This window comes from Avibacterium sp. 21-595, from assembly GCF_023611905.1.
In the GTDB taxonomy this organism is placed as follows: Bacteria; Pseudomonadota; Gammaproteobacteria; order Enterobacterales; family Pasteurellaceae; genus Avibacterium.
Genome location: NZ_CP091455.1, coordinates 639,934 through 651,846, shown reverse-complemented (window position 1 = coordinate 651,846; position 11,913 = coordinate 639,934). Strand labels below are relative to the sequence as shown.

Genomic DNA, 11,913 nt, shown 5'->3' with positions numbered 1-11,913 from the left:
GTCAGATAATGCAGAATCAAAATGTTAGAAAATATTCGCATTGTGCTAGTTGAAACCTCTCATAGTGGCAATATTGGATCAGCGGCGCGTGCAATGAAAACAATGGGGTTAAGCCAGCTTTATCTTGTTGCACCAAAGCAAGGTGTTGATGAGCAAGCCATTGCCTTAGCTGCGGGGGCTGATGATGTGGTGAGAAATGCGGTTATCGTGCCAACCTTTGATCAAGCCGTGGCGGATTGTGAATTTGTTATTGGGACAAGCGCTCGCCTACGCCATTTGCAAAGCACCTTACTTGAACCCCGAGCTTGTGCGGAAAAAACGATCGCCTTTGCGAAACAACATAAAGTCGCTATCGTGTTCGGGCGCGAACGCATTGGGCTAACCAATGAAGAATTGTTGAAATGTCGTTATCATTTAACCATTCCTGCCAATCCTGATTATTCTTCGCTGAATTTAGCAATGGCAGTGCAATTAATATGCTATGAATTGCGAATGGCGTGGTTGGAAGAAAATAAAAAAGATGTGGATTTATCACTTTCATCAATAGAAAGCACCTATCCAACGGCGCAGGAATTAGAATACTTTTTTGCCCATACGGAACGCCTTTATCAACAGCTAGGTTTCATTCAAAATCAAGGTGTTATGAAAAAATTAAGACGTTTATATCTGCGCGCTGAAGTGGAAAAAAATGAATTAAATATCCTACGCGGAATGTTAAGTGCGGTGGAAAAAAGCGGAAATTTCAATAGGGAATAGTTGACTAATTTAGAAGGTTATGTAAGATAACCGCCTAATTGCTAGAAGGAAGTAGAAGATGAAATTAACGTCAAAAGGTCGTTATGCTGTAACTGCGATTTTAGATATTGCATTAAATACTGAAAATGGCCCTGTTAGCTTGGCTGATATTTCAGAAAGACAGCATATTTCCCTTTCTTATTTAGAACAATTATTCGCAAAATTACGCCGCCACGGTTTGGTGAAAAGTGTGCGTGGCCCCGGTGGGGGCTATCAGCTTGGGCAGCCAAGCGATAAAATTTCCATTGGAATGATCATTGCCGCGGTGAATGAGAATATCACCGTAACCCGTTGCTTAGGACAGGGGGATTGCAAAGGTGGGCAGCAATGTTTAACCCATTCTTTATGGGACGAACTCAGCCAGCGAATTGAAAATTTTTTAAATGAAATTACTTTGGCGGAACTGGTGGAAAAACATCATCAGGAAAAGCCTTCGCACCGTCATCATAAAGATTTTGACAATTTGGTGATGCTAAACGAAAGCGCTTAGTGTTTTATTATCAAAATCCTTTGCCTTAAAAATAAAGCCCTTAGCTTTAATAAATAAAGTGCGGTGCAAAATAATAGATTTTTTTAGGAGTGTAGAATGAAATTACCTATTTATTTAGATTATGCGGCAACTTGCCCTGTGGACGAACGTGTTGCCAAAAAAATGATGGAATATTTAACCATCGAAGGCACGTTCGGGAACCCTGCTTCCCGTTCTCATAAATTCGGCTGGCAAGCAGAAGAAGCCGTTGATGTGGCGCGTAATCACATTGCCGATTTAATCGGTGCGGATAGCCGTGAAATCGTGTTTACGTCAGGCGCAACAGAAGCCGACAACCTTGCAATTAAAGGTGCTGCGCATTTTTATCAAAGTAAAGGCAAGCACATTATCACTTGCAAAACAGAACACAAAGCGGTGCTAGATACTTGCCGTCAATTAGAACGTGAAGGCTTTGAAGTTACCTACTTAACACCAAAATCAGACGGTTTAATCGACTTAGAAGAATTAAAAAATGCGATGCGTGATGACACCATTTTAGTGTCAATTATGCACGTTAATAACGAAATTGGTGTGATCCAAGATATTAAAGCCATTGGCGATCTTTGCCGTGAGCGCAAAATTATTTTCCACACCGATGCAACACAAAGCGTGGGTAAATTGCCGATTAATTTGGCGGAATTGAACGTGGACTTAATGTCTATGTCAAGCCATAAACTTTACGGGCCAAAAGGGATTGGTGCGCTATATGTACGCCGTAAACCGCGCGTTCGTTTAGAAGCGATCATTCACGGTGGCGGCCACGAGCGTGGTATGCGTTCAGGTACATTGCCTGTTCACCAAATCGTGGGGATGGGCGAGGCTTATCGCATTTGTAAAGAAGAAATGGCAACCGAAATGCCACGCTTAAAAGCATTGCGTGATCGTTTGTACAACGGCTTAAAAGACATTGAAGAAACCTATGTGAATGGTTCAATGGAACACCGCGTGGACAACAATCTAAACATCAGCTTCAACTATGTGGAAGGTGAAAGTTTAATGATGGCATTGCGTGATATTGCGGTTTCATCAGGCTCAGCTTGTACTTCAGCCAGCCTTGAACCGTCTTATGTATTGCGTGCTTTAGGATTAAACGATGAGCTTGCACACAGCTCAATCCGCTTTACTGTGGGACGTTACACCACCGAAGAAGAAATTGACTACACCATCAATCTGGTGAAAGGTGCGGTGGAAAAATTAAGAGAATTATCCCCATTATGGGATATGTTCAAAGAAGGCATTGATCTTAACTCAATTGAGTGGACTCACCATTAATTTAGCAAAAGGAACAGAAAAATGGCATATAGCGACAAAGTAATCGATCATTATGAGAACCCGCGTAACGTAGGTTCATTCGACAAAAAAGATCCCACCGTGGGAAGCGGAATGGTGGGCGCGCCTGCTTGTGGCGATGTAATGCAGTTACAAATCAAAGTGAATGATGACGGCATTATTGAAGATGCGAAATTCAAAACCTACGGCTGTGGTTCAGCCATTGCTTCAAGCTCATTGATTACTGAATGGGTGAAAGGCAAATCCCTTGATGAAGCCCAAGCCATCAAAAATAGCCAAATTGCGGAAGAATTAGAACTTCCACCAGTAAAAGTGCATTGCTCAATTTTGGCAGAAGATGCCATTAAAGCAGCCATTGCAGATTACAAAGCAAAACGTGGCGAATAATTTAAGCAAATAAAAGTGCGGTGAAATTTAACCGCACTTTTCATCATTTTGTGGAGAACCTTATGAGCGTAACATTAACCGAAAGTGCAGCAAATCGCGTCAAAACCTTCCTTGCTAACCGTGGCAAAGGCATTGGGTTACGCTTAGGCATTAAAACCTCAGGCTGTTCAGGCTTGGCTTATGTGCTTGAATTTGTGGATACCTTAAACGAAGACGATCACGTCTTTGAAGATCACGGCGTGAAAGTGATCGTGGATACCAAAAGCTTGGTGTATCTCAACGGCACACAACTTGATTTTGTCAAAGAAGGCTTAAACGAAGGGTTCAAATTCACCAATCCTAACGTGAAAGATGAATGTGGCTGCGGCGAAAGTTTTAACGTTTAGTAGGAACACCAATGAGCAATCCTTTTGCATTATTTGATTTGCCAGTGGCATTTTCACTTGATCTTGATCTCTTGAATAACCGTTATTTGGCATTGCAAAAATCCCTTCATCCCGATAATTTTGCACATCGTTCAACGCAAGAACAGCGTTTAGCAATGCAAAAATCGGCAGAAGTAAATGATGCCTTGCAAATATTAAAAGATCCCATTGCCCGTGCTGATAGCATTATCGCCTTGCATTTAGGCAGCCAAAATGTGGAGGAAAAAACCAACCACGATATGGCATTTTTAATGCAACAAATGCAATGGCGCGAAGCGCTTGAAGACATTGAACAGCAGAAAGACAGCGATGCGCTAATGCAGTTTTCCGATCAAATCAGCGCACAACGGCAGGAAATTTTAAGCCAATTAAACACCGCACTTTCCGCACAAGATTGGGCTACGGCACAAATGCTGACGGATCGTTTACGTTTCATCAAAAAACTGTTACTTGAAGTTGAACGCATTGAAGACAACTTAATGGATTTTTAAAGAGAATAACAATGGCTTTATTACAAATTGCGGAACCGGGACAAACCAGCGCGCCGCACCAACACAAATTAGCGGTAGGCATTGATCTTGGCACAACCAATTCCCTTGTTGCCACCGTGCGCAGTGGAATGGCAGAAATTTTATTAGACGAAAAAGAGCGCGCATTAACGCCTTCAATTGTTAATTTTTCTGCCAATCAGCCCGTGCTTGTGGGGTATGAAGCTGGGGAATTAGCCAGTCTTGATCCGCAAAATACCATTATTTCTGTTAAGCGTTTAATTGGCCGTTCATTGGCGGACGTACAACATCGCTACCCAAATTTGCCTTATCGTTTCCAGCAAAGCGAAAATGGTTTGCCTTTATTTGAAACCTCGCAAGGTGTGCGTAGCCCCATTGAAGTTTCAAGCGAAATTCTGAAAAAATTGACCGCACTTGCAGAAAAACGCCTAGGCGGCGAATTGCAAGGGGCGGTGATCACCGTACCAGCCTATTTTGATGACGCTCAACGCCAAAGCACCAAAGATGCAGCGAAATTGGCAGGGTTAAACGTATTACGTTTGCTTAATGAACCCACCGCTGCCGCCATTGCCTACGGCTTAGACAGCGGACAAGAAGGCGTAATAGCGGTTTATGATTTAGGCGGAGGCACCTTTGATATTTCTATTTTGCGTTTATCTAAAGGCGTCTTTGAAGTGCTTGCTACGGGCGGTGATACCGCGTTAGGTGGAGATGATTTCGATCATCTCATCGCAGATTGGATTGTCCAACAATCGGCAATTGCCCCACAAAATGATCAACAAACGCGTGAGCTTTGGCATTTAGCGAAACAAGTCAAAACCCATCTGTCTGAGGCACACAACGCCCCTATTGAATATTACGATTGGCAAGGTGAACTTCAGCGTGAAACCTTTAATCAATTGATTGAACCTTTAGTAAAACGCTCATTAATGGCGTGTCGCCGAGCATTAAAAGATGCTGGTATTAGCCCGCAAGAAGTGCGGGAAGTGGTTATGGTAGGCGGTTCAACCCGTGTCCCCTTTGTGCGTGAAAAAGTCGGTGAGTTTTTCCAACGTGAACCATTAACCGCTATCGATCCCGATAAAGTTGTCGCACTTGGCGCGGCAATTCAAGCGGATATTTTGGTAGGCAATAAACCCGATAATGAAATGTTATTACTTGATGTAATCCCGTTATCTTTAGGTATTGAAACAATGGGGGGATTAGTGGAAAAAATTATTCCACGTAATACCACTATCCCTGTGGCGAGAGCGCAGGAGTTTACCACCTTTAAAGATGGGCAAACCGCAATGAGTGTGCATATCGTACAAGGTGAACGTGAAATGGTGGCGGATTGTCGCTCACTTGCTCGCTTTACCTTAAGGGGAATTCCACCAATGGCAGCAGGGGCGGCACATATTCGTGTAACCTATCAAGTGGACGCTGATGGCTTGCTTAGCGTAACCGCAATGGAAAAATCCACTGGAGTGCAATCTTCTATTCAAGTTAAGCCTTCTTATGGGCTAACGGATGATGAAATTGCTGCAATGCTTAAAGCCTCAATGGAAAATGCCAAAGAAGATATCCAAGCACGCTTATTAGCAGAGCAACGAGTGGAAGCCACACGCGTGATCGAAAGTGTGCATTCCGCGTTACAGCAAGATGAAAGTTTACTTAATGATGAAGAATTAAGTGCGGTGAAAAATGCGTTAGTTTCACTGCAAGAATTAGTACAACAACAAGATAGCCTTGCAATTAAGCAAGGGATTAAAGCCTTAGATCGTGCAACGCAAGAATTTGCCGCACGTCGTATGGATAAATCAATTAGAACGGCGCTATCAGGCCATTCGATTGATGAAATTGAGAATTTTAAGGAATAGTATTATGGCTAAAGTCATTTTTTTACCTCACGAAACCCTTTGCCCAGAAGGAATGGTGGTGGATGCTGCCGAAGGCGATAATTTATTAGATGTGGCATTAGAGGCTGGCATTGAAATTGAACACGCTTGCGATAAATCTTGTGCTTGCACAACCTGCCACGTTGTGATCCGTGAAGGATTTGACAGTTTAAATGAAAGTACCGAAGCAGAAGATGATATGCTGGATAAGGCTTGGGGCTTAGAAGTGGATAGCCGTTTAAGTTGCCAATGTCAAATTGGTAATGAAGATCTTGTGGTGGAAATTCCAAAATATAGCTTAAATCACGCAAGGGAAGAGCATTAAGCCGCTTTATTGCAGGCAAAACTTTATCAAGGCGGAGTTACCTCCGCCTCACTATTTTATATAGCAAAATCATCTAATTCATAAAGATTTAGTTTTTGCCTTTTTCCCCCTTAGCTTAGATAATAGTCAGCATTGTCCTGACCTGAATAGAAGGAAACATATGAAAATCCAACAAACCATTAAACAAAACCATCTCGGGCTATTATTCCAACAAGGCTCATTTGGGATTGAAAAAGAAAGCCAGCGTGTTCACGCTGATGGTTCTATCGTCATAACTGCACACCCTGAGGTTTTTGGTAATCGATCGTATCACCCTTATATTCAAACCGATTTTGCTGAAAGCCAAATGGAACTTATCACGCCTCCACAGAAAACCTTAGAAGATAGTATTCGTTGGCTTTCTGCAATTCATCAAGTTGTGCTACGTTCTTTACCTGAAACCGAATATCTGTTTCCTTTGAGTATGCCAGCTGGCTTACCTGATGAAGAACAAATTAAAGTTGCACAATTAGACAATGCGGAAGATGTGGCTTACCGTGAGCATCTTGTGACCTCTTATGGTAAAAATAAGCAAATGGTGAGTGGTATTCATTACAACTTCCAGCTTGATCCTGAATTGGTACAAACGCTCTTCAACGCACAATCAACATATCAAAGTGCGGTGCAATTTCAGAATGATTTATACCTGAAAATGGCGAAGAATTTTCTTCGTTATCAATGGGTCTTGCTGTATTTACTTGCAGCCACGCCAACCGTGCAAGATAATTATTTTAAACAAGGTAACCCACTAAAGACAGGGCAATATGTTCGTAGCCTGCGTTCCAGCCAATATGGCTATGTTAATGCCCCTGAAATCAAAGTATCCTTTGATAGCATTGAGCAGTATGTTGAAAGCCTTGAACATTGGGTAACATCAGGCAAACTGATTGCAGAAAAGGAATTTTATTCTAATGTTCGTTTACGAGGCGCAAAAAAAGCGCGCGAATTGCTTAATAACGGTATTCAATATTTAGAATTTAGATTGTTTGATCTGAATCCTTTTGAGCAATATGGTCTTTCACTTTCTGATGCAAAATTTATTCATTATTTTGTTTTATTAATGATTTGGCTTGATGAAACCGCCGATCAAAATGACGTAGAACTAGGCAAAGCAAGACTTGCCGAAGTGGCATTAGAAGACCCACTTTCAGCAACGCAATATGCCGCAGAAGGTGAGCAATTATTACACCAATTATTAGCGATGTTACACACCATCGACGCGCCACAAGAAATCAGTGAAATTGTACAACAAAAATTGCAACAATTTACTGACCCCACATTAACCATTGCTGGACGCTTAGTTCAAGCTATTGAAAAAGCAGGAGATTATCAGCGTTTAGGAGCAGAATTAGCACAGCAATATAAAGCCAACGCATTTGAACGTTTTTATGCACTCACTGCCTTTGATAATATGGAATTATCTACCCAAGCCCTATTATTTGATTTAATTCAAAAAGGCATTAAAACAGAAATTTTGGACGAACAAGATCAATTCCTTTGCTTGCAAGTGGGCGATCATATTGAATATGTAAAAAATGGCAATATGACCTCAAAAGATAGTTATATTTCCCCGTTAATTATGGAAAATAAAGTCGTAACCAAAAAAGTGCTACATAAAGCCGGTTTTAACGTGCCACAAAGTTTGGAATTTACTTCTGCTACACAAGCCATCGCGAATTACGGCTTATTTGAAGGGCGAGCAGTGGTGATTAAACCAAAATCGACGAATTACGGCTTAGGGATTACCATTTTCCAACAAGGGGTAAGTAACCGCGAAGATTTTGCGAAAGCCATTGAAATCGCCTTTCGTGAAGATAAAGAAGTGATGGTGGAAGACTATCTAAGTGGCACAGAATACCGTTTCTTCGTGCTAGGTGATGAAACCCTTGCGGTATTATTGCGTGTTCCAGCCAATGTGGTGGGCGATGGCAAACATAGCGTTGCGGAATTGGTTGCCGCTAAAAATGATCATCCATTGCGTGGTGATGGTAGCCGTACGCCATTGAAAAAAATTGCGCTTGGGGATATTGAAAAACTGCAGCTCAAAGAACAAGGCCTCACCATAGATAGCGTGCCAGAGGCAGGACGCCTCGTACAACTTCGTGCCAACTCTAACATTAGCACAGGCGGTGATAGCATTGATATGACCGATGAAATGCACCCAAGCTATAAAGCACTTGCTGTTGGAATAACCAAAGCAATGGGCGCAGCAGTCTGTGGGGTGGATCTCATCATTCCTGATCTACACAAACCCGCGGAACCAAGTTTGCAATCTTGGGGCGTGATCGAAGCGAACTTTAACCCAATGATGATGATGCACATTTTCCCTTATTCCGGAAAATCTCGTCGCCTCACCTTGGACGTGATTAAAATGCTATTTCCAGAATTACCAAACTAAAGTGCGGTGCTTTTTTTCTAAATTTTAATAAAAAATAGGCTTAAATTTTTAAGCCTATTTTTTCCTTTCATAATATTATTTTTACTTTGCCAAGGTTGACGTGGCATATTGTTGCAATGCCTGTAATTCTCTTTTTCCCTTTTCTGATAACACTTTATTATCTTGTAAAATTTGGCTCGAACGGGCAACAATAAATTCTAAATAGGTTTTATTGCCAAGTTTTTCAAATTGTTCTTTAGCAAAATACATATCAGCAAAATCTTTATTAATTTGTGAAAGCAATAATTTTTGCCCAACCAATATCATTAATGCGATAACAAGCGCAATCACTGTGCCGTAGCCTTTGGTTGGATAATAAGTGATACCACCGATAATAAAAAGTGCGGTGATTAATTTTGAACTATTTTTAAGGTAACTTTCATTTTCTGGGGGATTAATAAGATCTTTCAACTTCATCAGGAATTCCTTATTTATTCTTATTTTTAGCTTATTCACTATAATAAAAAAGCGGCTTTTTAACACCGCTCTTTAGTGACGTTTGATTAGGCTAAAATACCAAAATAATATCCCACAATGCCTACACCGAATAAAGCAAAAATAATGTACATTGCATTAATTTTTTTCTGTAATAAGTACATACATAAGAATGTTAAACCTAACGCTGCAAGCCCGGGGAGCAGTTCATTTAATACGCTTTGTACTGTGGTAACAACCTCTTGCCCTTGCGAATTTACATAACGCGATAATTCAAGTGGAATATTGATGGTTGTCCATTTGGATACCAATGCCCCCATTACAAATAAACCGAGAATAGATGCTCCTTGCGTTAATTTTTGTAAGCGGCCGCCACCCATATCTTGCACGATTTCCGTTCCTTTGGCATACCCATAATGAAAACCATACCAACGGGTTAAAGCACGGAAAATATTAATGCCGATGAAGAATAATAATGGTCCTAACAGGCTGCCACTAATAGCTAGCCCAGCACCTAATGCGGCAAGGACAGGGCGTAATGTTCCCCAGAAGATCGGATCACCAACGCCTGCGAGTGGTCCCATAAGCCCGACTTTCACCCCACTAATCGCCGCATCATCAATATCTGTCGCTCCGTTAGCACGTTCTTGCTCCATTGCTGCAGTAACCCCAATGATTGATGAGGCGACCCAAGGTTGAGTATTAAAAAATTCAAGGTGGCGTTTTAATGCATCGGCCTGCTCTTCTTTTTTGCTGTATAACCGTTTGATTGCGGGGATCATTGATACACAAAATCCCATTGCCTGCATACGCTCAAAGTTAAATGAGCCTAATAAAAATGTAGAACGCCAGTAAGTGCTACGAATATCTGCTTTAGTTAATTGTTTTTTCTCTGACATAATCAATTCCTTCTCTTATAGACCTTCAAGTTCATCATCAGCAAGTTCTTTTTTCACCTTTCCTACTGGCAAGGTTGCCTGATTAAAACGCGGATTTAATTGGATATAAATTAATGCTAAACAAGCCCCTAATAACCCTAAGCCCACAAGGTTATAATTAGAGAAAGAGGCAATTACAAATCCCACAAAGAAAAATGGCATTAATGCTCCAGCACGCATCATATTAATCACCATTGCATATCCCACAACAACGATAAAGCCCCCTGCAATTTGTAAGCCACGCGTTACCACTTCAGGAATTGCGTCTAACGCACTGGTTACAGTATCTGTACCTGCTACTAATGCAACAAAGAAAGTAGGAATAGCTACCCTCAATGCCTGTAATGCTAAGCCTGAGAAATGGCACAATTCAATGCCTCTGAAATTTGCTTCTTTGGCAAAATCATCTGCTTTATGTTGTAAGAAAATCGTGATTGTTCGCACAAAAATAGTTAGCACCTGCCCTGCCGCTGCCACTGGAATTGCAATGGCAATGGCTGTGCCTTTATCTTGTCCACCTTTTATCACCAAAATAGCAGCAATCACAGAAGCTAATGCAGCGTCTGGTGCCATTGCAGCCCCTACATTCATCCAACCAAGCGCCAACATCTCAAGTGTTCCACCAATAATCACGCCAGAGGTAATATCTCCTAGCACTAAACCGATCAAGGTACAAGCGACTAACGGGCGATGAGTTTGTCTTTCATCTAATACGCTCCCCATACCGCAAATAGCGGCAACGAGGGTAACGAGGATAATTTCCATAGTTGTCATAAATAAGTCCTCTTAATTAAAATTTTAATGCATCAAGTTTTTGTTTAGTTAATGGCTCTTTTGGACTACTTGCCACTTGCTGCAAGCTAAGCTCAACCCCTAAATCTAATAATTTGTAAAATGCGTCCACATCTTGTTGGTTTACTGTCACTGCTTGTGAAAGCTGTTGATTGCCTTCTTTGTAGGTCATCCCCCCCACATTCACTTTATCCACTTTTACACCGCCTTCAATTAAGCGAACAATATCTGTCGGATTAGTAACAAGCCACAGGATATTTTTCCCAGCATATTTAGGGTTGTGGTAAACCTTAATGGCTTTTTCTACGGGAATCACATAGGATTTCAAATGTTCTGGTGCAACTTGCAAGAGCAAATCACGACGGATAGGATCATCAGCAACCTCATCACTCACTGCAAAAATTGCCTCACACTTCACTGATTTTGCCCAAGAAGTTGCCACCTGACCGTGAATTAACCGACTATCAATACGCAATAATGAAATATTCATATTGCCAGAAGGTGCGGTGCTTTTTTCTGCTGTTTTTGTTGCCTCAGCCGTTACAGCCTGCGGTGGTTCAGCCTGTTTTTTCGTTGTTTTTTCAGGCTGGAAGGATCGTACAGCGGCCACGCCCACTTCTTTTGCGGTATTTACCAGTTCATCAAGCGCAACAGAATCTTTAGCATCTAGCACTTCAAGAAGCATTGGTAAATTCACCCCTGTTACAATATCCGTATTTTCTCCACGTGTTGTGGCAACACGGCTTGCCGCGTTATACGGGCTACCACCAAATAAATCCACCAAAAATAAAACAGGTTCATTTTCTGGTAATTGCGCAATAATCGTTTGGTATTTCTCGATTAAATGCTCACCACCCTCACCCGGTAAAAAGGTTACAACGTGGGTATTTTCATCTTCGCCGTAAACCATTGCCGCTGAATTTACCAGTTCTTCTGAAAATTTACCGTGCGTTGCAACAATAATATGGGTCATATAACCTCCAAATTGAATTGAAAAAACGTTTCAGCAAAATAAAAAAAACAATGCAACCGTTTGCAATGCCTTGGAAGTGTAATCCTAATTTTTAGTAGATTAAATGTCTTTTTGCTGGAAATATGATCTACATCACAAAAAGAAACAAAGAAGAAATAAGCT

General features: G+C 41.4%; 13 protein-coding genes. 9 read left to right on the top strand and 4 right to left on the bottom strand.

The genetic code is table 11. From position 1 onward, the window contains the following. Window positions 1-21: 21 nt before the first annotated feature. The 9 genes from trmJ to gshAB all read left to right on the top strand — a co-directional run bounded on the left by trmJ (window position 22) and on the right by gshAB (window position 8,574). On the top strand, window positions 22-756 hold the full coding sequence (gene trmJ / locus L4F92_RS03140; RefSeq protein ID WP_250364173.1) for a tRNA (cytosine(32)/uridine(32)-2'-O)-methyltransferase TrmJ: 735 nt from the start codon (window positions 22-24) through the stop codon (window positions 754-756). A gap of 58 nt (window positions 757-814) precedes the next feature. Further along, on the top strand, window positions 815-1,285 hold the full coding sequence (iscR, locus tag L4F92_RS03135; RefSeq protein ID WP_250364172.1) for a Fe-S cluster assembly transcriptional regulator IscR: 471 nt from the start codon (window positions 815-817) through the stop codon (window positions 1,283-1,285). A 96-nt stretch (window positions 1,286-1,381) separates the two neighbouring features. Next, window positions 1,382-2,596: an IscS subfamily cysteine desulfurase gene (locus L4F92_RS03130; protein WP_250364171.1), complete on the top strand. Its 1,215-nt coding sequence runs from the start codon at window positions 1,382-1,384 to the stop codon at window positions 2,594-2,596. Window positions 2,597-2,617: 21 nt separating this feature from the next. After that, window positions 2,618-3,001, top strand: a complete 384-nt coding sequence (gene iscU / locus L4F92_RS03125; RefSeq protein WP_035686196.1) for a Fe-S cluster assembly scaffold IscU — start codon at window positions 2,618-2,620, stop codon at window positions 2,999-3,001. 62 nt (window positions 3,002-3,063) lie between these two features. Continuing rightward, window positions 3,064-3,387, top strand: a complete 324-nt coding sequence (iscA, locus tag L4F92_RS03120; RefSeq protein WP_250364170.1) for an iron-sulfur cluster assembly protein IscA — start codon at window positions 3,064-3,066, stop codon at window positions 3,385-3,387. 11 nt (window positions 3,388-3,398) lie between these two features. Continuing rightward, window positions 3,399-3,917 (top strand): Fe-S protein assembly co-chaperone HscB, encoded by a 519-nt coding sequence (gene hscB, locus L4F92_RS03115; protein WP_250364169.1) that lies wholly within the window; start codon window positions 3,399-3,401, stop codon window positions 3,915-3,917. Between the two features lie 11 nt (window positions 3,918-3,928). After that, complete coding sequence (gene hscA, locus L4F92_RS03110; RefSeq protein ID WP_250364168.1) at window positions 3,929-5,794, top strand: Fe-S protein assembly chaperone HscA; 1,866 nt, start codon at window positions 3,929-3,931, stop codon at window positions 5,792-5,794. A 4-nt stretch (window positions 5,795-5,798) separates the two neighbouring features. Next, window positions 5,799-6,137, top strand: a complete 339-nt coding sequence (fdx, locus tag L4F92_RS03105) for an ISC system 2Fe-2S type ferredoxin (protein ID WP_250364167.1) — start codon at window positions 5,799-5,801, stop codon at window positions 6,135-6,137. Window positions 6,138-6,297: 160 nt separating this feature from the next. Further along, complete coding sequence (gene gshAB, locus L4F92_RS03100; protein ID WP_250364166.1) at window positions 6,298-8,574, top strand: bifunctional glutamate--cysteine ligase GshA/glutathione synthetase GshB; 2,277 nt, start codon at window positions 6,298-6,300, stop codon at window positions 8,572-8,574. Window positions 8,575-8,655: 81 nt separating this feature from the next. Here the strand turns inward: gshAB and L4F92_RS03095 are convergent, their stop codons facing one another. The 4 genes from L4F92_RS03095 to L4F92_RS03080 all read right to left on the bottom strand — a co-directional run bounded on the left by L4F92_RS03095 (window position 8,656) and on the right by L4F92_RS03080 (window position 11,751). Then, the gene (locus L4F92_RS03095) at window positions 8,656-9,030 is read right to left on the bottom strand and encodes a hypothetical protein (protein ID WP_250364165.1); all 375 of its coding nucleotides are present in this window, start codon (window positions 9,028-9,030) and stop codon (window positions 8,656-8,658) included. 86 nt (window positions 9,031-9,116) lie between these two features. Continuing rightward, window positions 9,117-9,947, bottom strand: a complete 831-nt coding sequence (gene manZ, locus L4F92_RS03090; protein WP_250364164.1) for a PTS mannose transporter subunit IID — start codon at window positions 9,945-9,947, stop codon at window positions 9,117-9,119. A 15-nt stretch (window positions 9,948-9,962) separates the two neighbouring features. Further along, a complete protein-coding gene (locus L4F92_RS03085; RefSeq protein ID WP_250364163.1) occupies window positions 9,963-10,760 on the bottom strand; it encodes a PTS mannose/fructose/sorbose transporter subunit IIC in 798 nt (265 codons plus the stop codon). Between the two features lie 16 nt (window positions 10,761-10,776). Beyond that, the gene (locus L4F92_RS03080) at window positions 10,777-11,751 is read right to left on the bottom strand and encodes a mannose/fructose/sorbose PTS transporter subunit IIB (RefSeq protein ID WP_250364162.1); all 975 of its coding nucleotides are present in this window, start codon (window positions 11,749-11,751) and stop codon (window positions 10,777-10,779) included. Between the last annotated feature and the right edge of the window lie 162 nt (window positions 11,752-11,913).